General features: G+C 39.8%; 19 protein-coding genes and 1 pseudogene. 7 read left to right on the forward strand and 13 right to left on the reverse strand.

Features of this window, described 5'->3' with window-relative positions; translation table 11 throughout:
* The first annotated feature begins 19 nt into the window (after window positions 1-19).
* Together gap and AM608_RS00525 are read left to right on the forward strand one after the other, a co-directional pair.
* A complete protein-coding gene (gap, locus tag AM608_RS00520) occupies window positions 20-1,018 on the forward strand; it encodes a type I glyceraldehyde-3-phosphate dehydrogenase (RefSeq protein WP_053580397.1) in 999 nt (332 codons plus the stop codon).
* A gap of 82 nt (window positions 1,019-1,100) precedes the next feature.
* Window positions 1,101-1,955, forward strand: a complete 855-nt coding sequence (locus AM608_RS00525; protein ID WP_009419361.1) for a hypothetical protein — start codon at window positions 1,101-1,103, stop codon at window positions 1,953-1,955.
* Between the two features lie 56 nt (window positions 1,956-2,011).
* Here AM608_RS00525 and AM608_RS00530 read toward each other — a convergent pair whose 3' ends face one another.
* Both AM608_RS00530 and AM608_RS00535 read right to left on the reverse strand, forming a co-directional pair.
* On the reverse strand, window positions 2,012-2,626 hold the full coding sequence (locus AM608_RS00530) for a deoxynucleoside kinase (RefSeq protein WP_002671237.1): 615 nt from the start codon (window positions 2,624-2,626) through the stop codon (window positions 2,012-2,014).
* A 2-nt stretch (window positions 2,627-2,628) separates the two neighbouring features.
* On the reverse strand, window positions 2,629-3,117 hold the full coding sequence (locus AM608_RS00535; RefSeq protein ID WP_002671239.1) for an Lrp/AsnC family transcriptional regulator: 489 nt from the start codon (window positions 3,115-3,117) through the stop codon (window positions 2,629-2,631).
* A gap of 675 nt (window positions 3,118-3,792) precedes the next feature.
* On the opposite strand from AM608_RS00535, the gene AM608_RS00540 reads away from it, so the two are divergent.
* From AM608_RS00540 to tyrS, 4 genes are all read left to right on the forward strand, one after another.
* Entirely contained in the window at window positions 3,793-4,875 is a 1,083-nt protein-coding gene (locus AM608_RS00540; RefSeq protein ID WP_053580398.1) for an AMP-binding protein, read from the forward strand.
* A 1-nt stretch (window position 4,876) separates the two neighbouring features.
* Window positions 4,877-6,703, forward strand: a complete 1,827-nt coding sequence (locus AM608_RS00545; protein ID WP_053580399.1) for an ABC transporter ATP-binding protein — start codon at window positions 4,877-4,879, stop codon at window positions 6,701-6,703.
* A 51-nt stretch (window positions 6,704-6,754) separates the two neighbouring features.
* Window positions 6,755-7,045, forward strand: coding sequence for a hypothetical protein (locus AM608_RS11940; protein ID WP_157466219.1), 291 nt, complete (start codon window positions 6,755-6,757; stop codon window positions 7,043-7,045).
* A gap of 118 nt (window positions 7,046-7,163) precedes the next feature.
* Entirely contained in the window at window positions 7,164-8,459 is a 1,296-nt protein-coding gene (tyrS, locus tag AM608_RS00555) for a tyrosine--tRNA ligase (RefSeq protein ID WP_053580400.1), read from the forward strand.
* Between the two features lie 281 nt (window positions 8,460-8,740).
* Here the strand turns inward: tyrS and AM608_RS00560 are convergent, their stop codons facing one another.
* From AM608_RS00560 to AM608_RS00595, 9 genes and pseudogenes are all read right to left on the reverse strand, one after another.
* Window positions 8,741-9,346, reverse strand: coding sequence for a YigZ family protein (locus AM608_RS00560; protein WP_053580401.1), 606 nt, complete (start codon window positions 9,344-9,346; stop codon window positions 8,741-8,743).
* 9 nt (window positions 9,347-9,355) lie between these two features.
* Window positions 9,356-16,438 (reverse strand): cell surface protein SprA, encoded by a 7,083-nt coding sequence (gene sprA / locus AM608_RS00565; protein WP_053580402.1) that lies wholly within the window; start codon window positions 16,436-16,438, stop codon window positions 9,356-9,358.
* A 627-nt stretch (window positions 16,439-17,065) separates the two neighbouring features.
* The gene (cdd, locus tag AM608_RS00570; RefSeq protein WP_002671252.1) at window positions 17,066-17,548 is read right to left on the reverse strand and encodes a cytidine deaminase; all 483 of its coding nucleotides are present in this window, start codon (window positions 17,546-17,548) and stop codon (window positions 17,066-17,068) included.
* Between the two features lie 68 nt (window positions 17,549-17,616).
* Window positions 17,617-18,231 carry a DUF4230 domain-containing protein gene (locus AM608_RS00575; RefSeq protein WP_015782710.1) on the reverse strand — a complete coding sequence of 205 codons (615 nt, stop codon included), beginning with the start codon at window positions 18,229-18,231 and terminating at the stop codon, window positions 17,617-17,619.
* A 72-nt stretch (window positions 18,232-18,303) separates the two neighbouring features.
* A complete protein-coding gene (crcB, locus tag AM608_RS00580) occupies window positions 18,304-18,678 on the reverse strand; it encodes a fluoride efflux transporter CrcB (protein WP_053580403.1) in 375 nt (124 codons plus the stop codon).
* Window positions 18,679-18,702: 24 nt separating this feature from the next.
* The gene (locus AM608_RS11945; RefSeq protein ID WP_172672733.1) at window positions 18,703-18,843 is read right to left on the reverse strand and encodes a hypothetical protein; all 141 of its coding nucleotides are present in this window, start codon (window positions 18,841-18,843) and stop codon (window positions 18,703-18,705) included.
* Window positions 18,822-19,135: pseudogene (locus tag AM608_RS00585) on the reverse strand (hypothetical protein). The gene AM608_RS11945 and the pseudogene AM608_RS00585 overlap by 22 nt, the downstream one beginning before the upstream one ends.
* Before the next feature lie 14 nt (window positions 19,136-19,149).
* Window positions 19,150-19,764 carry an endonuclease III domain-containing protein gene (locus AM608_RS00590; RefSeq protein WP_053580405.1) on the reverse strand — a complete coding sequence of 205 codons (615 nt, stop codon included), beginning with the start codon at window positions 19,762-19,764 and terminating at the stop codon, window positions 19,150-19,152.
* Between the two features lie 128 nt (window positions 19,765-19,892).
* A complete protein-coding gene (locus AM608_RS00595) occupies window positions 19,893-20,438 on the reverse strand; it encodes an NAD(P)H-dependent oxidoreductase (RefSeq protein WP_053580406.1) in 546 nt (181 codons plus the stop codon).
* A 94-nt stretch (window positions 20,439-20,532) separates the two neighbouring features.
* Here AM608_RS00595 and AM608_RS00600 point away from each other — a divergent pair, with 94 nt between their 5' ends.
* Window positions 20,533-20,910, forward strand: a complete 378-nt coding sequence (locus AM608_RS00600; protein WP_009745231.1) for a helix-turn-helix domain-containing protein — start codon at window positions 20,533-20,535, stop codon at window positions 20,908-20,910.
* Between the two features lie 136 nt (window positions 20,911-21,046).
* Here AM608_RS00600 and AM608_RS00605 read toward each other — a convergent pair whose 3' ends face one another.
* On the reverse strand, window positions 21,047-21,496 hold the full coding sequence (locus tag AM608_RS00605) for a MarR family winged helix-turn-helix transcriptional regulator (RefSeq protein WP_053580407.1): 450 nt from the start codon (window positions 21,494-21,496) through the stop codon (window positions 21,047-21,049).
* Window positions 21,471-21,923, reverse strand: coding sequence for an EVE domain-containing protein (locus AM608_RS00610; RefSeq protein WP_053580408.1), 453 nt, complete (start codon window positions 21,921-21,923; stop codon window positions 21,471-21,473). Before AM608_RS00610 ends, AM608_RS00605 begins: the two co-directional genes overlap by 26 nt.
* Window positions 21,924-21,948: the final 25 nt, after the last annotated feature.

Below are 21,948 nucleotides of genomic sequence, written 5' to 3' on the forward strand. Positions count from 1 at the left end.
ATTAAATTAAAAGAGAATTATGTCAGTAAAAATTGGAATTAACGGTTTCGGACGTATTGGACGTCTCGTATTCCGTGCTGCTTATGAAAGAGCCGACGTAGAAATCGTTGGTATTAACGACCTTTTGGATGTAGATTACATCGCTTATCTTTTGAAATACGATTCAGTTCACGGAACCTTTAAAGGTGATGTGAAAGTAGAAAATGGTCACTTAGTAGTAGATGGCAAAAAAGTGCGTATCACCGCTGAAAAAGACCCTAACAACCTTAAATGGAACGAAGTACACGCCGATGTAGTTGCTGAATGTACTGGTATCTTCACTACCTTAGAAAAAGCACAAGCTCACATCAATGCAGGGGCTAAAAAAGTAGTTATTTCTGCTCCATCAGCTGATGCTCCTATGTTTGTAATGGGTGTGAACCACAAATCAGTAAAATCTACTGATACTATCGTGTCTAACGCTTCTTGTACAACTAACTGCTTGGCGCCTATCGCTAAAGTATTGAATGATAACTTCGGTATCGAAGAGGCTTTGATGACTACAGTTCACGCTACAACCGCTACACAATTAACTGTAGACGGTCCTTCTAAAAAGGATTGGAGAGGTGGACGTTCAGCACTTTGCAACACCATTCCTTCTACTACCGGTGCTGCTAAAGCTGTAGGTAAAGTAATCCCTGAATTGAATGGTAAACTTACAGGTATGGCATTCCGCGTACCTACTGCCGATGTTTCAGTAGTAGATTTGACTTTCCGCACTAAAAAATCAACTACTTTAGAGGAAATCAACGCTGCTATGAAAAAAGCATCAGAAGGTGAATTGAAAGGTATTCTTGGATACACTGAAGACCTTGTAGTTTCTCAAGATTTCGTAGGTTGCAAAAACACTTCTATTTTTGATGCTAAAGCTGGTATCGGTTTGAGTGCTAACTTCTTCAAAGTAGTTTCTTGGTACGATAACGAAACTGGTTATTCAAACAAATTGGTAGATTTGGCACAGCACATTGCTAAATTGTAATTCATAAAGAAAAAAGGTGAGTTGCCTATGGAGGCATACTCACCTTTTTTAATAGTAAACAACTTAATAAAACCGAAACGATATGATTTTAATTGTAGACAGTGGAGCTACTAAGGCGGATTGGACAGCCTTAAATAGCAAAGGTGAAAAAATATTTTTTACTCAAACTTTAGGGTTAAATCCTGAAGTTCTTACAGAAGAAATTCTCGTAGAGCGTATTACCACCAATTATCAATTGTTTGAGAACAGAAATTCAGTATCAGAAATTTATTTCTATGGTGCTGGTTGTGGTACTGAACGCATTCGTTACTTTGTAGAACGCAGTTTGGCAACTATCTTCAAAAACGCTAAAATAGATGTGAAAGAAGATACTTATGCAGCTGTGTTTGCCACTACAGCTCCCACCGATAAAGCTATCGTATGTATCTTAGGTACAGGTGCTAACTGCTCTTATTGGAATGGTAAAGAATTATACCAAGCAGTAGATTCATTAGGCTATATTTTGATGGACGAATCAAGTGGGAACTTTTATGGTAAACGATTAATTATTGACTATTACTTCAAGAAAATGCCATCAGACCTTGTACAAAAATTTGAAAACCAATATGAATTGGGCTCAGATGTGATTAAAAATCATTTGTACAAGATGCCAAACCCTAACAGTTACTTGGCTACTTTTGCGAAATTCGTAGTAGAAAATAAGAATCACGAATATTGCCGTGAGATGGTGAGAAAAGGTATGCAACTATTTGTAGACCACTGGATTTCTCAGTATGAAGACCGTTACGAAGTGCCTATCAACTTTGTAGGTAGTATTGCTTTCTTCCTCCAAGATATTTTGGAAGAAATATTGACAGAAAACAATCTTAAATTGGGTACAGTGCTAAGAAAACCAATCGATGGTTTGGTTGCTTTCCACGTAAACAAATTCTTTTAATAACGAATAAAAGATAAAATAAAAAAGACACTCACTATTGTGGGTGTCTTTTTATTTTAGAACAATCCGTAGAGGAGAGCATCTATTTTATTGATGATTTCACCTAAATCTTCAGGGTTGTTTACGAAATCAATATTATCTACTTCTATAATGAGTAGTTTCCCCTTGTCATAACTTTTTATCCACTGTTCGTATCGCTGGTTGAGGCGGTTAAGATAGTCTATCGAGATTGTATTTTCGTAATCTCGACCGCGCTTTTGTATTTGGTTTACTAAGTTGGGTACTGAGCTTCTGAGGTAAATCAGTAGGTCTGGTGGGAGAACAAGGCGCTCCATCAGAGCGAATAGTGACTTGTAATTATCGAAATCACGAGAGCTCATCAGTCCCATTTCGTGTAAGTTAGGGGCAAAGATGTGAGCATCTTCGTAAATAGTGCGGTCTTGAATGATGTTATTTCCTTTCTCTCTAAAATCCAAAATCTGTCGGAAGCGACTGTTTAGAAAGTATATTTGTAAATTAAAACTCCAGCGCTCCATTTGGTGATAAAAATCATCTAAATAAGGGTTATCTACCACATCTTCGAAATGGGCTTCCCATTGGTAGTGTTTGGCTAATAGAGAGGTAAGGGTAGTTTTTCCAGCTCCTATATTTCCTGCAATTGCTATGTGCATTTTTAATTAGTTTTTTCAGCTTCCTCACGTAGACATTTTATCATAGAGGTGTTCTTGATTTCTTGTATTACGAAAGAGCTTTGAATGTTAGAGATAATTTCCAATTTAGATATTTTGTGTACTACAAATCTCTGATAATCTTCCATATCGTTGAGCATAACTTTTAGCAGGAAGTCGTAGCCTCCTGCCATATACGAGGCTTCTAACACTTCATCTAAAGTGCTTATATATTTTTCGAACTCATTAAATAATTCGGCACTATGCTTAAGAAGTTTTACTTGACAATAAGCTACCAATTTTTTTCCGAGAGCTTTAGGATTGGCTACCGCTACATATCTTTGAATTATTCCTAGTGATTCTAATCGTTTGATACGTTCGTGAACTGGAGTGATTGATAGGCTTACTTTCTCGGATAATTTTTTAATAGATTGTTTGCTATCTTGTTGTAATTCATCTAAAAGTGCTAAATCAATACGGTCTAATGCATACATACTTTTATAAATTTATTGGGGGTAAAATTAGAAAATATTTTTGATATAGAAGGGGAAAAGACAAAATATTTTTTCTGTTTTTTTATAAAAGGCTCATAATCATTATTATTTTTAGATGAATAATTGGGTTGTAAAAGACTATAACTATAGAAATATTTTCTGAGTAAAGTATGTTTTATAGAATAGGTTATTTTCAATAATAGTTTGTATTGTCTTTAAATTGATTATCAATTGAATCAGCTTTGCCAAAGTGTGTGTCGCAAAAAGAACACATTAGAGTTCTTTTTGAGAGACTCAGTACTATCGAAGGGAAGCGAAGAATATCAAAAGATGGTTGGAGGGGTTTTTGGTGAAAAAAGGGTGTAAGGAGGGTGGGGTTAGCTTATAGAGAGCTTATAGGAAGCTTATACGAATCTTGGACGATTGGTATAGAAAGGGTATATAAGTAATTGATTCATACTGTAATACAGCAAGACTAAAAATGCTAAAAACGGGGTTTCGAGGCGAAAGTAATGGAAAGGTAAAATGAGAATAGAGCGATGGTTGGGTAATTGCCGACAATCCCAATGAGGGCGAATTGTAACGATGAAAATATAAGATTTTACATTTAATTTTGCTCATTTCGTTTAATTATTGTAGCTTTGCCACTGCTATTAAAACAATATTACATTTAAGATGAACGAAATAGACTACAAATTTGTACATAAAGATTTTAGAATCAATGGATTTCCTATAGATAGAGAACGACTTATTATCTTGGCGGTAGCCTACGTGAAAGATGGTTTGCCTTACCGTAAATCGGTGGGGAGGTTTCTTCTGGATTGGCTTGACGACAGGGATTATATAGAAGCGACAACCTCTGGTTCTACTGGCATTCCTAAGCAAATTCACCTTAAGAAACAAGGTATGGTTAATTCGGCTTTGGCTACGGGTGAATACCTTAATCTTTCACCTAAGAATCGTGCTTTGTTGTGTTTGCCAGCTGACTTTATTGCAGGTAAGATGATGCTTATTCGCGCCATTATTTTAGGTTTACACCTTGATATTATTCGCCCTTCGTCTATGCCTTTATCGCTTACCAGCAAGGATTATGATTTTTGTGCAATGATACCTTTGCAAGCGGCGAAATCTCTTACTGATTTGCCTCGTGTGAAGAAGGTAATATTAGGAGGAGCTTCTATTGATGGAGAATTAGAGGCTAAATTACAGAATATTTCCACAGAAGTGTATTCGTCTTACGGAATGACTGAAACCATTTCGCATATTGCGATGCGCAGGGTAAATCACACGATGGAGCACGAAACTACCTATAAAGCAATGCCTAATGTTACGTTTACCCAAGACGACCGCAATTGTTTGGTAATAAATGCACCTTTGATTGCTGACCACCCTGTGATTACTAATGATATTGTAAATCTCATATCGCATAGCGAATTCGAGTGGTTAGGGCGTTTTGACAATATTATCAATTCGGGAGGCTTTAAAGTCTTTCCAGAAAGTGTAGAGCACAAGATTAAGAAGTACATCAAAGGTGATTACTTTATTACTAAAGAACCTGATGATGAGTTAGGGCAACGTGCAGTGCTTTACGTACAGGGTGAGGAGAAGGATTATCCTACTTTGGCACACGATATTTATATGGATAAAGATATGCTGAAATACGAAGTGCCTCGCCAAATCTATTTCGTTCCTAAGTTTGTGTATACCGATAATCAAAAGCTAAGAAGGGACGAAACGGTTAAGAAATACAAGAAATAAGATGAAACTCAAGAGATTTATCCCTTATATATTGCCTTATAAGAAACAGGCAATACTGAACATATTTTTCAATATTCTTTATTCACTCTTTAGTGCTCTTTCGTTTGTGGCACTTATCCCGATGCTTGATGTACTTTTTGGCAAAGCGCAAACAGTAGCTGAAGCTCCTGTATATTCGGGTAATCTGTTGGATTTAGGGAGTTATGGTAAAGCCTACTTAAACTACAAAGTAGGAATTCTTGCGGGAGAAAATACTATTTGGGCTCTTGGAATAGTGATTGCTTTGGTAATTTCACTCTTCTTGCTGAAGAATATGTTTAGCTATTTAGCTTCTTTTTTCATCACTTACCTTCGCAATGGTGTATTACGCGATTTGCGTGATGCTCTTTACAAAAAAGTTGTAAGCCAACCGATAGCATTTTTCTCAGAACAACGCAAAGGCGATATTATGTCGCGTATGGTAGGTGATGTAAACGAAGTACAATACTCATTGCTCTCGGGATTGGAGGCTTTTGTGAGAGAACCTCTTACTATTCTCTTTTCCATTTTGGTGATGCTAGGTATTAGCGTGAAACTCACAGTATTTACCTTTGTATTTATTCCTATTGCAGCGGCAGTAATTTCGAGGATAGGCAAATCACTAAAAAAGAATTCAATAGCTTTACAACAAGAGCAAGGGCGATTTCTTTCGCTTATAGAAGAGACTATAGGGGGATTGCGCGTTATAAAGGCATTTAATGCTGAGGGTATTTTCTCTAAGAAATTTAAGGAATCTAGTAATACTTTTAACCGATTGAGCAATAAGGTAATGAACCGTCAGAACTTAGGGTCGCCAATGAGTGAGTTTCTCGGTATTCTAATGATTGCTATTTTGCTGTGGTTTGGGGGCTCGTTAGTGTTGGTAGATAAAACATTAGAGGGCACTCAATTCATTGCCTTTATGGGATTGGCGTACAATATTCTCACCCCCGCAAAGGCTATCAGTAAGGCATCATACGATATGCGAAAAGGGAATGCAGCAGCCGAACGTATTTTGGAAATTCTTGATTACGAGAATCCTATTAAAGAGTGTGAAAATCCTGTTGTAATTTCTGATTTTACCACTGCTGTAGCTCTGAAAGATATTACTTTTGCGTATGCTGAACTGCCCGTACTCAGTCATTTTTCTTTGGAAATACCTAAAGGAAAGACAATTGCCTTAGTAGGACAATCGGGGAGTGGCAAGAGCACTATTGCGAACCTTATCACTCGTTTTTACGATGTAAATCAGGGAGAGGTACTTATTGATGGGGTGAATGTAAAAGATATGCAAACTGCCTCCTTGCGAAAGCTCATAGGGGTGGTATCGCAGGATTCTATTCTTTTTAATGATACGGTAAAGAACAATCTGCTGATAGGAAAGCCCGATGCAACTGATGAAGAACTAGTGACAGCGGCTAAGATAGCTAATGCTTACGAATTTATAAAAGACCTTCCCAAGGGTTTCGATACCAACATAGGCGATGCAGGTAGTAAACTGAGTGGCGGGCAAAAACAACGCCTTAGTATTGCTCGTGCAGTACTGAAAAACCCACCTATAATGGTACTCGATGAGGCAACTTCGGCACTTGATACTGAAAGCGAGCGTTTGGTACAGAATGCCTTAGAAAATATGATGAAGAATCGCACTTCGGTAGTGATTGCGCACCGGCTTTCAACAATCCAAAATGCTGACCAAATAGTAGTAATGCAAAAAGGGCAAATAGTAGAGCAGGGTACCCATACTGAGCTGATACAAAAGAACGGTATGTATAAAAAGTTAGTGGAAATGCAATCGTTTGAGCAATAAGTTTAGGGTATAGATGCGAGTCGCACAGGCAGGTGCGAGCCGCACGGGCAGATGCGAGCCGCACGGGCAGATAAACAAAAGACGAACAAAGAACGAACAAAAGACGAACAAAAGACGAACAAAGAACGAACAAAAGACGAACAAAAGACGAACAAAGAACGAACAAAAGACGAACAAAGAACGAAGGAAAGACGAACAAAGAACGAAGGAAAGACGAACAAAAGACGAACAAAAGACGAACAAAAGACGAACAAAAGACGAACAATGAACGAAGGAAAGACGAACAATGAACGAAGGAAAGGCGAACAAATGACGAATCTAAACCGAAGAAAAAGCGAATAATAAATCAACTACAAACAGATATTTATACTTATTTATTTAGAACTTTAGCAAGAAGAAAAGAGTGTTTTTACTTTTTTCGTACCTTTGCACCCAAATAGATTATAAACGAACAAAACTAATGAAGAATTTTATAGAAGAATTGCGTTGGCGCGGTATGATTCAGGATATAATGCCTGAAACGGAACAACACCTTATGAAAGGCTTACGCGCCGCTTATGTGGGATTTGACCCTACAGCCGACTCACTGCATATCGGTCATTTAGTGGGCGTAATGATATTGCGCCACTTCCAAAATTGCGGACATAAACCTTATGCACTCGTAGGAGGAGCAACAGGTATGATAGGCGATCCTTCAGGTAAATCAGTAGAACGCAATTTGCTCACCGAAGAAGTATTAGCACACAATATAGCGGGTATCAAAAAACAATTAGCAAAATTTCTTGATTTTGAAAGCACTGCGCCTAATCGCGCTGAACTCGTGAATAACTACGATTGGATGAAAGAGTTCTCATTCCTTTCATTCATTCGCGATATTGGTAAGCACATCACCGTAAACTATATGATGGCTAAGGATTCGGTAAAAAAACGCTTCGACCCTAATGAAAATACTGATGGAATGTCGTTTACTGAGTTCTCATACCAACTTTTGCAAGGTTACGACTTTTTGCATCTCTATCGCGAGAAAAACCTCACTTTACAAATAGGAGGCTCTGACCAATGGGGAAATATCACTACGGGTACTGAACTTATTCGCCGTATTGCAGGCGGAAAGGCGTATGCCCTTACTTGCCCGCTGATTACCAAAGCCGATGGCACTAAATTTGGTAAAAGTGAAGGTGGTAATGTGTGGCTTGATCCTGAGAAAACCTCGCCTTACAAGTTCTTCCAATATTGGATTAATACTTCCGATGCCGATGCAGAACGTTATATAAAAATCTTTACAATGCTCAGCAAAGAGGAAATCAACAGTCTCATCGCTCAGCACACCGAGGCGCCTCACTTGCGCATATTGCAAAACAAATTGGCAGAAGAACTCACCTTATTAGTACACGGACGCGAAGAGCTTGAGAAAGCCAAAAAAGCATCACAAATCCTCTTTGGTAACTCTACTTCTGCCGATTTACGCACTTTAGACGAGAAAACTTTCTTAGAAGTGTTTGACGGCGTACCTCAAGCCGAAGTAAGTGCCGCCGATATTGCTGGTGGACTTGATATGATTGCCATTCTTTCAGCAAAAACAGGTTTTATCAGTTCTAATTCCGAAGCACGTCGTGCCTTGAAAGAGAACTCTATTTCCGTAAATAAAGAGAAAGTAGGTGAAGACTACCAGATAGGGAAAAAAGACCTTGTAGATGGGAAATTTATCTTATTACAACGTGGAAAGAAAAACTACTTTATAGTGAAGAAAGTGTAGCTCTCTATAATATTCAACTTTGCCAAGGGAGCGAGCCGTGCAGGCAGAAAAACTTTGGCAAAGTTTTTAACTTCTAGCTCTTAACAATGAAACTCCTCTTACCCTTTATTTTATGTTTCTTACTTATCGCTTGTAAAACAGTAGATATGACTGTGCTAAATGATGTGCCTTTTTGGAATACCAACAGCAAAAGGCAGTAGTAAAAAGCTTTCGGTTGCATTTTTAAAAAATAGATACAAATAGACAATCAATGAAAGTAAGCACCCAAGAAAAGAAACACCCTAATCTTCTTCTATTATATGTACCCCAAAGAGATTACTAAAAATCTCTTTTACTTTTATAAAATCACTTTGTCGTATGGCTAAATGTAGCACACAGTTTTCAGTGAGCAGTTGATGAGTGATGGTGAGGTTCTGCTCTTTTACTACCCGCATTACTTTGTTCATCAGTGGATATTCAAAACTGATGATAAGTTCCTCGGTAATGAGCTTTTCTACAATTTCTACTTCTTGCAAGGTGAGCTGAGCAGTAGTTTTGTAAGCCTGCACCAATCCGCCTACCCCTAATTTAATCCCTCCGAAATAGCGCACTACTACCACCAGTACGTTAGTGAGCTCAAACGACTGTATTTGCCCATAAATAGGAATCCCTGCTGTATTGTTAGGTTCACCGTCGTCGTTAGTGCGATAACGCTGGGTAGTGCCATATCCCAATTGCCACGCATAACACCAATGCCGTGCCGAGAAATGTGCTTTCTTCACAGCTTCGAGATGCACCTTTATCTCCTCTTCAGAAGTAATCGGGAAAGCATAGCCTAAAAACTTACTGCTTTTCTCCTTAAAAATCACCTCTTCTACCGAGGTTGCTATGGTTTTGTAAGTATCCAAATCAGCTAATTATTGAAAGGTATATTTCACTGAAAGTCCTGTGCGAATAGTCGTCATTGGGAAGGCAGTTGAGATAGCCGATTTAGAGAAATTGTATTGGAAATAATACGATGCCAAAAGGTTACGAGTAAGAGCATACTCGGCAGTGAGGTTACCCAACCACGAGGTTTGTCCTGCCGTTACTTGGTTGTTGAATATTTCCATATTGCGTATTACCGTAAACTCATTAAGGTAAGAAAGAGTGCCTTTCAGTACCAAATCGCTCTTCAAGGTAGTGAGATTACCATTTACTCGGGTAACGAAACGCAAATCTTTAAATCGGTATCCTACCCCGAATTTGTATTCGCGTTTGAGAATCTCAGTTAGGTAATCATTATCTAAACTGATAGAAATAGTACGGTCTCGGTTGAATTCTGCCAAGAAGCTCATAGAGTTTTTGAATTCCATATCTGCCCTAATAAGCGGATTGAATTGCTCAGCGAGAGTAACGGTAGAATAGAGTTTCTCATTGAGAAAATCACCTGCTACGTTCGTTTTATTAGGGTTAGCCGGTTCATATTCTAAGTTAGTGCGAAACTCACTAAGCGAGTAGCTAGCACGATAACCGTGAGCCAATGAGAAACGACGGAAAGTATTCTTGATAAACTCTACGCGCATTAGTCCGGTATAGCGTATATTCCACTCAGGGATAGGAATATTCTTGAAAGCGTCAAGCGATACGCCACTGGCGCTACTTCCTGAATAGGCTGCAAAGAAAGCAGGTATCATCACTGCTTGGCTCTTTTTGCTATAACCTATAGGGTAACCTTCTGCATCTACGCTGGCTGGATTCAAACCGCGCGCCTCAGCCAAACGACGTGCTACGGTAAGTCGGTTTTCTTTGAAACGTTCAAAGGCTTCCGACTTGTATTCATCAATCTTATTAAAGGTAGTAGCTATCAAGTTGGTAGAAATATTGAAGCTACCTACTTGGTTACCTACTAATGGATTATAAACAAAGTTCCGCACTTCAAAGGTTTCAGTATAGTTCTCGGTATACTGACGATTAGCCTTTAAGTTGATTTGCAAATCAGGAACAGGTTGCAAATTAGCCGTAAGCAATAGTTGTCTTTCTTGTGATTTGATGTATTGGTCGTTGAAATCAGGAAACTCAGTAAGGTAACCGCGTTTTGCCATCTCGTAACGCAAGTCAGTTTGGTCGCCAAACATAAAGCCTGCCGATGGTTTAAAGGTGCCTAAGAAGCCTACTTGTTGCGTATATCCTGGTATGGTGCGGGCATTGGTAACTGAATAGTTCACTCCTACTGTTTTGAGCATTGTCAAGAAAGTTTTAGCTACACTGGCTTTTTCTCCTCTTGGAGTAGCTTTTACGCCTAAGTAACGATACAGCTGGTCGAAAGTAAGGTTTGCTGTAAAGTTATGCGTATTACCGTTTTGCAAGGTGTTTACTTCTTGGCGTGCCAACTGTAAAAGAGTTTGTGAACCGCGCTGATAGTCGAAATCACCAGAATAAGTATAGTTAGCTTTCATAAACTCAAAGAAAGGAAACTTACTAAAAGGCAAATCGTAGTTCACTTGGAACTTCGAAAAGAAGTGGTCTGGAGTTCCTAAATCCCAGAAATCTGACCAAAGTGATACTTCTTTATTAATGCCTGATATATCCCCATTGCCATCGTACACATAGTAGTTGCGAATGATACTGTTATTAGTAGCATTGAAGTTCAATCGCAATGATTTAGTCAAATTGTAGTTGATAGCGTATTGGTGATTCATCTGGTAATTGCGCTGTTGTAGCTCAGGGAGTGCTTTTTGCTGATTTGCATTCACACCATCAAAATGCACATCGCGGAACAATTGCTTGGTGAAAGAACGATTGATATCAGTAGTGAACATAATGCTGGTAGGCAGAATGTTCAAGTTTATATCTGCTAACCATTGCCAATAGCGCTTATTAGCAAACTTACTACTTTTCTTGAAAGGCTCTACCGCAGTAGGTTTGAAAGTATAGTTGTACATAAATCCTGCGCGCACTTGTTGTTCATCTTCGTAACGCAACTCGTAATCGCGGTGGTTCTTCTCGTTGTAAGCGTAGTTAAAAGTAAAGTTTTCTATGTTGTAAATACGGTTTTTCTGTCCTTCGCCTAAGTTTTTCTTCACCCCGATGAGGTTAATACCGCGTCTTAGTGTATAATCTTCCGCTTGTTCTTTAATAATTTCTCGCTCGCGTGCGTTTTGTGCTACGTCCAATCGGTCTTCTAATTTGATGTCTTGATATACGGGGTCGTACTCTGGGGTCGAGAGTTTCTGCGAGTGATTCAAACCTACTGGTATTTGCATATTCCACTTAGGAGGGAGCAGTTTCCCCGCATTGATGTTCATCATTACATCGTATTCGCGGGTACTTTCTAAGGCGCGCTGATTAGGAGCTTGGTCTACTGCTCCAAAACCTACGGTATGCATACGTCCTGTAGCCGAGATGTTCATTAGTTCGGAGGCATTCGCATCAAGAGAGCCTACGGCTGCCCAACCTCCGTGGTTTTCCAATTCGGCTACACGCAATTCGTTGAACCAATATTCCCCACTCAGTCCATTACTGCCCGATACGTTTTTCACCCCTATCATTACGGCTCTTACACTACCGAGCGAGGGATTCCCTTTGATTACATAACGGTTTTGTCCCGCTACGTGTGGCGCACTCTCAGGTACTACATTGAAGTTTGCATCGTAGTATACTGCATCACTCATTGTTTGGTTGCGTATGCTTATAGCTTTTAACTTGGTGAGCACGTCCATTGGAATAACCAATTGGTTGTTTTGTGGCCATATCAGTTGCTCTGTCGAAGCACCCGCAGGCGTTACCTGTAAGGGTACTTCCACTTGGTAATAGTTGTCGTTAAAGTCAGTACCTACCCGCAAGAAAGCCACTGCCTGATTATCGCTCAGCGGTTTGTTCTTATAGGCTTCAGCGTGTACAAACATCTTGATATACTTGTATTGTCGAAGGTCAAAGCGCATTGCCTTGTATACCGCCCTACTATCGTTGTTTTCAAGGTTATCCACTATGTAAGATAAAGCCTGCTCGTTTTGTTCTACCAAGGTGTTGTTGGTATTAATACGCTCACGGCGTACCCCTGGTGGCATACGGTAAGGGATAGGCTGACGAGTTTCGTTCTCAATTAAGTTTACTGAATTGATTTCTACTTTGGTGCCGTCATCACTTGGGTCGTCCTTATCAGTGCTGAGGGTATAGTTGTAATAACGCCAATCACCGCGAATAAGGTCAAGTGTACCAAAGCGTAATAGCATTTCTTGAGGGAAGCCTGTAAGGTACATACGCATATGGGTCATCGAGTTGATGATATCCATCTTGTCGTTGTTGTTCAATGGATATTGGAACCCTTCTCGCCACATCTCACCGCTGGCAATCGGTATTTTAAACTGTATCCAGCGGGCACTTACTTGTTGCCCGTTAGGTGCTTCTACCGATACCACGCGAATATCATTCACATAAGGGTCAGCAGTGGTGATATTAGGTTTAATACGCACTCTGTATTCAAGGTAGTTGTTGGCGGTGTTCATCGTATAATCACCGTTGATATCTTCATAATCAGGAATTGTGGTCGAACCTCTGTTCGTATTAGTCACTGCCACAGGCGAGTTTCCTTGCGTACCATTGTAGTTGTAATAACGGTTTAAGATACCACCACTACGCGCCAAAAAGTATTCGTAGTTATCCATCGCAGGGTCGTTAGGTGAGGTAGCTACGTTATTGTTGTATATTCTCGATTCTTCGGCGTCGTTGAGTCCATCTAATCCTATATCTTGCAAAGCACGGTTAGATGAGTTGTCATCAAAAGCATATATCAGTGATTGTGCCGCAGGTACTTTACCCCAAGACGAGGTATTAATACTTGAAGTAGAAGAAAGTCCTGGTAAGCCGTTTTCGTATTGTTTTCTACCGTCTTTAAGCACGTCTTCTGATATATTTCCTAAGTTGAAAACCAATTCTCCATTACCACTGTATTCACCTGAATAATAAGGATCCATTACCCAGAACTGCAAGAACTCTATGTTACTTTCTTGAAAATCCGAATAGCTCATACCGCGCATAATCCCTGCCCATTTGTCGTTTTGAGTACGAGAAGCAAAACTTGGGTCGTTGTTATAAGGCCCTTTTACATTAGGGTAATAAGCTAAGTCTAAGGTAGTTTGTACTAACGATTGTCCTTGGGCTAATTGCTGTTGTGGGAAGATTTCTTCTATAAAAATACGACGCGTACTATTCTTAGAGATTTCGCTACTACTTATCTCCGAAGGCTTTTGGTTTGAATAGAACACAGGGTCTATGGTATACCACGATAGTTTAGCACGTCCATAACCATTGCGTAAGTTATTGGGGTCATCAGGTCCATTACCGTATAGGGTGCGTGAAGCTGTACCACTGCCTTGTCCAAATTCCAAAGGCGTGCTCGCCAATTTCCACGCAAGGGGCGAACGCATATCAATAGTGGCTTGCGCTGCCTCAAAGTCGTCTAAGTACACGGTAGTTTCTCCGTCAAAATCATCTGCCTTAGGGGTACCGGCTCTTAGGTAAGCAAATTCACCTCGTATAGATAGATTCGACGGCGCATCGCTCTTAATCGTAGGAATACGGTTTACCCACCGAGTGAGGAAAGGTAGCTCAGTAGAGTAAGTTCCTCCAAAACCGAAGATAGTATTGTTTACGGCTTCTTGCCCGTAGCTGGTCTTTTGGGTATAAGGTCGTTCGCGTAGGTTCACGATAGAACCTCCAATGATAAACTTATCGTTGAATTTGTGTTCTACATTCACGCCCATAAAGCGGGTGGTTTGCCCTCCAAAAATCAGATTGTTCTCTACTGAAACCTGTATAGGCAAGTTGCTCGCTTCAAGACTCGGATTGATAATCTCCACAATTCCTGATTGATAGTCTACTAAATAGTCTAACCCTTCTACCAGTATACGCCCACCTGCAATCACGGTTACTGAACCACGAGGCACATTGAAAGCTCCTAAGGATATACCTCTTCTTCCCGATGACTTATAGCGTCCTTTCATTTGGAACTTATTCTTATCACCGTCCATCTGGGCTTGGGTTTTCGTATTTTTGTATAGTGAAGTATATACGTATTTTCGTTGGTTGTCATTATAAGTTGCAGGGTCATCATAATTTGCACCACCACCTAAGGTGTTGTATAGGTATTCACCAAAAGGCTCTACTTTGGTAAAGAATATTTTTCCGTATTGTTCGTCTACGGTAATGCCCGGAACAAAATCAAAGAACCCGTCACCACCTGGCTGAGGGTCGTTGTATTTGTTGAGGCGGTCGAAGTTGAAGAGATTTAACAAAATGCGGTCTTCCAATCCTGTGGGCCAACCGTTATTGTTTACTTTTTCGATATAGTTAATAGGGGAGGGGTTGGAGTAGAAGATATTCATACGGAAATCTTCTGGTGAAAGCTGTGCCGAACCTACTGAATACACGTTCTTCATCATCAAATCCCAAATAGGGTCTTTCACATTTAGGCGGTTACTTTTAAGCATCTTTAACACCAAAAGGTTGTTGGTAATTGCATTGTTACCACCTCCGTAGAACTGATTGGTAGTTGCCGAGATACCGTCGTTGGCAAACTCACCCACTTGATACACTTGGCTACCGTAGGTATATTGATAAGCCACCGCCAATACCTCATCGCTACTAAGGGCTGTGTTCAGCGATATATAACCGAGTTTGGTATCTACTTTATAGTCCACTCCCTCTTCAAGTTTACGAGCGTTCTCTATAACGGCGTAGTCGTAACCCTGACTCACGTAGGAGCTGTTCGTGCCAAAACCTTGTTGTACCGTAGCCACATCGCGAATAGCGCTAGTAAGTACCGAATTTGGCGTGCCCAAACGTGTAGGGTCGTATTTGTTAGCCCCATTGGCAGGCATATTATTGGTGGTAGCATTAAAGAAGCTGGCTCCTGCTTTATTTCCCAAACGCGTATTCTCCATTTTGGGTTCACCTAAGTCTTGTACAGCCAAGATATTGCGGATATTCCCCATACGGCTATTGCGGTTGGTTACCCACACCTCCAAACGGGTAATTTGTACTTTACTATTGATAAATGGGTAGTTTTCTAAAGCGCGGTCGTAGTTATCACGGAAGAACTGTGCGAGGAAGTAGTTGCGGTTTTCATCGTAGTCAAGAGCCGAAAATTCAAACTCTGTAATAGTGCCACTGCCTTGGGCACTTACGGTCTTTCGCTCCGATTTCTGTTCAGAGAAAACACCCGTGATAGTAGTACGCCCAAATTTAAGTTCTGTCTTCACCCCGAAAAGGCTCTGTGAACCTGTGATGAGTGAGTTAGACATCGGCATTGAGATATTACCCAATTCTATTTTTTGTACGATATCGTCTTCATCAGGGGTATATTCTAATTTAAATACATTTTGGAAATCAAAGGAGGCTTGTGTGTCGTACTGAGCGTTAAGTGTTAGGCGTGTACCTATCTTACCGGTAAGCCCTAAGCTGATGCGCTGTTCAAAATCTAAGCCCCACGAACTGCGGTAACGCGGACTCACTACGGGGTTGTCGTTACGCGTATAGCGTACACCTAAATCTACCCCTACACTTCCCTGCGGAATTAGTTCTATATTGCGCCCCCCGAACACGCTTTCAAAAAAGTCAGAATTTACGTATAATTCGGGCAAGAGGTCACGTTGCGTTTTTTTCTTATCGGCAGTATTGCTTTGGGTATCGCCTATGGCGTCCAATTTAGTTCGGTAGTATTCCTTCATACGCTCACGCAACACCAAGTTTTCATATTGTTGTACCGTGAGAAACATAGGGGTAGAAAGGTCGTAATTTCCTAATTTCTCAGTGTATACATAGCGGTCGAGCGTCGGGTTATAGGTATACTGATGCACAATACTTTTAGGTTGCTCTAACCCTATACGCCCAATGCCATTCCGCACAGTCGTCTCAGTTTGAGTACTCGTAGCGGTTTGGGTCGTAGGGGTTACTTGTGCTTGAACACTGAATCCTGCTAAAAGTAGTAGAAATAAGGTTAAACGTTGCTTTACTGACATCTTATAAGAAATAATTAAACACCTATAAACCAAATTATTGCTATAACGTTATAACCTCTTTTTTGGCAGATAGGTACATTATGAGATAATGTAATTTGGTGCAAAAATATAAAATAAAGTATAATTAGCAAAGGATATCACTTTTTTTCTACACCAAATGTGTAAATTATTTTTTTAAATATACTTCACCTTCACCCTATCTTATCATTATCCTACCTTCGCCTTTTAAACGGATAACCACCCCAGTTGAAATCACCTTCCTCCTCCTAATTCGCTCTTCACTTTCGTTTTTCCTCTCTTTGTACTTCACTTAATTAACATTTTTTAACTTTTTAATATCTGCTCTTAACCTCTCATTATTAACTACTTATATACCCTTTCTATACCAATCGTCCAAGATTCGTATAAGCTTCCTATAAGCTTTCTATAAGCTAACTATACCATAACCCTATCTTCGATATCTTCCGTGTATATCCGAAATACTCCGATAATGTGCTTTTGCAAATCCCTTTCTTTTGCAAAAAATAAGGCAATGGTTTTTCATACCATTGCCTTATAGCAGTTACTCTTTATATTTCTTTTTCGCGTTTATCTATTAACTCTCATCTGCCCTTGTGGCTCGCACTTTTACATCAAACTACCGTCAAAAAGGAAAGGTAGTAAATCTTTGATAGAAGCTGTTCTGATGATATTCCCTTCTGCTCCCATAAAATAAACAGGTATTAGCTTTTTCTGCTTAGTCTCGTATTCTGAAAGTGATTGCCTACACGCTCCACACGGAGAAACAGGGTAACAAGTAGGGTCTTCGGCAGTGCCCGAAATAGCAATCATCTCTATTTCTTCATCAGGACATTGGGTAGAAGCCTGATAAATAGCCACTCTTTCAGCACATAACCCCGACGGATAAGCAGCATTCTCCTGATTAGAACCTATGAAAATCTGTCCGTTTTTAAGACGAACCGCCGCTCCCACTTTAAATTTGGAGTAAGGAGCATAAGCATTTTCTCTAGCCATAATAGCTTGTTGCATTAGTTCTTGTGCTTTTTTTGGCAGGTCAGTAACCCCCTCAAAAACGCTATATTTAATATTTAATTGTTTTTCCGTTTTCATAAGTGAATATTCAATATTTGATTTATGGGGCAAATATACAGAAAATAATCAAAACTAATACACTTTTGTTATGGTTTCAGCATTTTAAAATCTTCTCTACTCTCAATAGGCGTATTTTGGTACTCTAACGTCCAGCCCACAGCTCGGGTAGCAAAAATAAGATTAGAAAGTTCGGTAAGTAATCGATTTTCGGCATTGCTCCTTAGGGTTGAAGCATTCACTTTGCGTTCCAACTCGGCTTTTACCTTCTTCTGTATCTTCTCTACATCGGTAGGAGTAAAAGGGTTCACCTGACTCTGGCTCACGTCGTAATATTTCATCGTTGGGTATATCTTTACCTCTGCCTCTGGTAGCGATTTAATGATGACTTTCTTTTGCTCTTCGTTTACCTCATAGCTGATTTTGTGCAGATCGTAAGCTACCGTTACATCAGCATTTACTACTGTGAGGATTTTCTTATCAAACGAAAGCAAATCCATAAAGTACTTTTGAGTATCGGTATACGAGAGTACTTCTGCAAAATGTCCTTCAGTAACAACCAACTTGCTTACGTTGGCTATTTGCGTTTGTATCAGAGCCGTATCAGCCTCCAATCTCTCTTTGTCTTCTTTCTTATCAGTAAAATACTTTACTAATAGCAAGGCTACTACAGCCACAGCTACTCCTAACAAAAATTTCTTCATTGTCGTATATATTTTTTAATGTAAAAACTTCTTATTTAAACACCAGCTATCGCTGGCTTAATCTATTACCTTTTACCTGTTGCCTATAATGTATCCCAAAAAGCACGCCAAAATTCCTAATCCTACACTTCCTACTACATAAAAAGTAGCTTTTAGTAGTTCATTTTGCTGAAATAATTGCAGTACTTCCAATGAAAAAGTAGAAAACGTGGTGAAGCCTCCCAAAATGCCTGTCATTAGTAATAAAACTAAATAGCTATCTACTTCTCTATTCTTGAAATAACCGTAGAGTATTCCTATCAAGAAACACCCCAATATATTTACCATAAAAATACTTATTGGGAAGGACAATATTTTACCCCATCTACTCAATCCTACTGAAAGCACATAACGAAAAACTCCGCCCATAAAGCTCCCAAGTCCTACTATTAAAACTGATTTTATCATACTTACAATTATTTGGTAATACTGTTAGATTTGTTTATCGTCTGCCCAACTCACAAAAACCGTCATTAAATGAGTTTCGAGGGCTTCGCAATAGCCTACAAAGAAGAAATCTTCTCTTGATAGTTCGCTGTGATGTTGTTTGTTTACTTGTAATAATAATACCAATTTCCGTTCCACTCCTTGTCGCAATCTTCCTGAGAGGCAAAAGTACAGTCCTTTATACCTTCCTCAGGGTATTGTTGCTCACGCAATAGTTTTTGGTGATAGTCGTTTATCTTTTGCAGTAAGCCTGTTTCCTTTGCTTTGCTCAATTCTTCCTCTGTTTTAAAGATGTAAGACACAAAGTAATCTTGCGGGGCTATATAAGCTCCGAAATCCACAGAAGCGTATAGTTCTTGAAAAGTTGCCCTTACCTCTTCTTGTGTTTGGGCAATGATATTTTCCATATTTTGCTCATAATTTTTTTATTTATTATTCTAATAACCACTGTTCATCGGTAAAACCTTTGCGGTAAGCCTTGCCGTGTACATCAATCACAGCGTGCCATTCTTGACAGGTCTCTAAGGGAATTTCAGCAACTAAGGGCATACACTCTTCGCGTAGGGCTTTATAGGTTTGTGCAGTAGAAAGGTTCAGTCGGTTCAAAAGTCGTATAGCGTACTGGTCGGCTATGAACACCTTTCGCTCAAAGATGTACAACAACATTGCATCGGCAGTTTCTTCGCCCACACCTTTGATAGAGAGCAGTTCCTTGCGAAGCTCCTCAGTAGGGATAGCTTCAAACTTTTGTAAGGAAGCTCCGTGCGACACGTACCATTCCATCAGTGCTTTGATGTAAGTGCTTTTTTGCTTGTAGAAGCCTGCCGGACGTATATATTCCTGCAAAGTGTTCAGTTCCATAGCGTGCAAAGCCTCTACCGAGAGCTTGCCCTCTAAGTTAGCAAGGGCTTTTTCGGTATTCTCTTGGGTAGTTTGCTGAATGAGAATCATCGAAATCCAGTCGGTAATGCGATTGGGGTCATTCCACCAATGTTGCTTGCCGTAATGGGCTAATAATTTATTGAAAACTTTGATTTTTTGAGACATAAAATAACCTTCCGATGAGGCAAAGGTACAAAACAATTGACAATTGGCAATTGATAATTGATAAAACCCTCCCTACTAGTAGTATTTCCTACCAGTGGGGAGGGTGTTTTTTAATCCTAATTTGTGTGTTATTTCAGCAAAGAAAGAAATGCTAACAATCGTTGGGCTTGCGCTTTGGCTTTTGCTTCTATATCTTCTTTGGTATAACCTGCATTTACTGATGTCCCGTGAAAATATAAAGGTTCTACATACTTCATCTGCGTATAATAAGCCGTTTGCGCTAAGTTCTTGCAAAACTCATATACTTTGAAATGGTGTTTTCCCAAAGTGTGATATTCACTTTCGGGTGCCCCAACGGTAAAACTTGCGATAAAATATTTCCCTTTGAGCTTATCTCCTTGTGAACCATAAGCAAACTGATAAGTGAAAACCTCATCAAACCAATGCTTGAGTATCGCTGGCATATTATACCAATAAAAAGGATATTGAAAGATAACCTCTTGATGCTTGCGTAAGGCTTCTTGCTCTGCTTTTACATTTATTTGAAAGGTAGGGTATAGCGCTGATAAATTTCTGATTTCAAAATCTATATCGCTACGAGAAAGCTCCTCTATGATAGCCTTATTGGCTATCGATTGGTCAAAATGGGGGTGTGCTAAAATTACTAATGCCATATTGAAATTATTTTTTAATTTTGGCGCAAAATTATAGTACAACTTTCAATCTGGCAATAACTATCTAAATAGATACTTTATAATTTCAACTACTATGGAAACAAAAATAGAGTGTACTGCCCCCAGCGTTCGCTTAGGAGAAAAAAACTATCCTTGCACCATTGCCGTAGCGATGGATTTGATAGGAGGAAAATGGAAAGCCGTGATTTTGTACCACCTTAAAGAAGGTGAAAAGCGATTTAGCGAACTGAGAAAAGACCTCTATTCGGTAACCGAAACTACGCTGAGTATCCAGCTAAAACAATTGGAAAACGACGGGCTTATTTCTAAAGTTGTCTATGGCGAAAAACCTCCTTTGGTGGCTATCTATTCACTCACCGACTTAGGGAAATCTTTTTTGCCCATACTCGATGCCCTTACCCAATGGGGAAATAAAATTGTGCTTGAAAAAGGAACTTTCCTAACGGAATAAAACACAATTATTAATTTCCAAATTTTCTAATTTGCTAATTGCTCAATTATTCTCCGCTTTTTCCTTCAAAGCATTCACTCCATTAATACCCAAACAAAAACCTATATCAAGGATAGCAAGGAGCAAAACGATTCTGCTAATTTGTTAAAAGTTTGTGCAGTTGAGCGTTGAACGAGGGCTGTTCGGTTGCCAAAATACTGAAAAATTCATCGTCGAAAGCCTCGACCTTAGCGACAGCTTGCGCGATGAGTTCGGCACCTTTATCGGTGATAGCAACTACTTTGGCGCGGGTGTCGGTCTTGTGTTCTTCTCTTGTGATGAGGTCTTTGCTCTGCAAAGTGCGCACCACTTGCGAGGTGGTCATTGGGTCTATCTTGGTGAAATTTGCCAAAGATACCTGCGTGATTTCCTTTCCTTGTTGGGCAAACCACTGGGCACTCGCCAAGAGTACAAACTGGGGGTGTGTGAGGTCGAAAGGTTGCAACACTTTTTTGATTCCGCGTTGCCATAGCATACTTACCTGCCAAAGTAAAAGCCCTGAGCTTTCTTCGGCTCTTAAACTAAAAATTGAGTGTTGAGAGGTCATTGTGTAACATTTTAGAGGCTATAAGTTTAAAATCGTTCTCGGATATTTCCAAAATACCAAAGCGAAAAGGATATCCCCACACTTTTTTGTTGGGGATAAAGTCCAATAGCTCGATAAGGTCGGCTATGGGCGTTTCTTCGCAGTCCACAAAAGTAATATTTCTCCTAAACGGACAGAAATTTTCACTCATCTGAAAGGCATAGACTTCCTCGTCTTTCACTTTGCCAATAGCCGTGAAGGCTTGGCATTTGTCTTCTTTTCCAAAATAGCGTTTGGAAGAGTAATAGAGAATACCGTCCCCCTCCTGCATACGCCTCAAAGGCTGTGCCTTGCCGTGGCAGGCTTGGGCAAATCCTCCCGCAACGCCCATTTGTACGTGGTCTCTGCTCGCCACGATAATCCAATATTTGATAGGTCTCTTTTTCATTTATAAATGGAATAAAAACCGTGTG

It is taken from the genome of Capnocytophaga sp. oral taxon 323 (genome assembly GCF_001278825.1).
Classification (GTDB): Bacteria; Bacteroidota; Bacteroidia; order Flavobacteriales; family Flavobacteriaceae; genus Capnocytophaga; species Capnocytophaga ochracea.

What these genes read in the sequence shown, in the direction of transcription:
- AM608_RS00540 (WP_053580398.1), top strand. Translation starts at nt 3,793, where the DNA reads ATGAACGAAATAGACTACAAATTTGTACATAAAGATTTTAGAATCAAT.
- AM608_RS00595 (WP_053580406.1), bottom strand. Translation starts at nt 20,438, where the DNA reads ATGGCATTAGTAATTTTAGCACACCCCCATTTTGACCAATCGATAGCC.
- gap (WP_053580397.1), top strand. Translation starts at nt 20, where the DNA reads ATGTCAGTAAAAATTGGAATTAACGGTTTCGGACGTATTGGACGTCTC.
- crcB (WP_053580403.1), bottom strand. Translation starts at nt 18,678, where the DNA reads ATGATAAAATCAGTTTTAATAGTAGGACTTGGGAGCTTTATGGGCGGA.
- AM608_RS11940 (WP_157466219.1), top strand. Translation starts at nt 6,755, where the DNA reads ATGCGAGCCGCACGGGCAGATAAACAAAAGACGAACAAAGAACGAACA.
- sprA (WP_053580402.1), bottom strand. Translation starts at nt 16,438, where the DNA reads ATGTCAGTAAAGCAACGTTTAACCTTATTTCTACTACTTTTAGCAGGA.
- cdd (WP_002671252.1), bottom strand. Translation starts at nt 17,548, where the DNA reads ATGAAAACGGAAAAACAATTAAATATTAAATATAGCGTTTTTGAGGGG.
- AM608_RS00530 (WP_002671237.1), bottom strand. Translation starts at nt 2,626, where the DNA reads ATGCACATAGCAATTGCAGGAAATATAGGAGCTGGAAAAACTACCCTT.
- tyrS (WP_053580400.1), top strand. Translation starts at nt 7,164, where the DNA reads ATGAAGAATTTTATAGAAGAATTGCGTTGGCGCGGTATGATTCAGGAT.
- AM608_RS00605 (WP_053580407.1), bottom strand. Translation starts at nt 21,496, where the DNA reads ATGACCTCTCAACACTCAATTTTTAGTTTAAGAGCCGAAGAAAGCTCA.
- AM608_RS00535 (WP_002671239.1), bottom strand. Translation starts at nt 3,117, where the DNA reads ATGTATGCATTAGACCGTATTGATTTAGCACTTTTAGATGAATTACAA.
- AM608_RS00610 (WP_053580408.1), bottom strand. Translation starts at nt 21,923, where the DNA reads ATGAAAAAGAGACCTATCAAATATTGGATTATCGTGGCGAGCAGAGAC.
- AM608_RS00590 (WP_053580405.1), bottom strand. Translation starts at nt 19,764, where the DNA reads ATGTCTCAAAAAATCAAAGTTTTCAATAAATTATTAGCCCATTACGGC.
- AM608_RS00545 (WP_053580399.1), top strand. Translation starts at nt 4,877, where the DNA reads ATGAAACTCAAGAGATTTATCCCTTATATATTGCCTTATAAGAAACAG.
- AM608_RS00525 (WP_009419361.1), top strand. Translation starts at nt 1,101, where the DNA reads ATGATTTTAATTGTAGACAGTGGAGCTACTAAGGCGGATTGGACAGCC.
- AM608_RS00600 (WP_009745231.1), top strand. Translation starts at nt 20,533, where the DNA reads ATGGAAACAAAAATAGAGTGTACTGCCCCCAGCGTTCGCTTAGGAGAA.
- AM608_RS00575 (WP_015782710.1), bottom strand. Translation starts at nt 18,231, where the DNA reads ATGAAGAAATTTTTGTTAGGAGTAGCTGTGGCTGTAGTAGCCTTGCTA.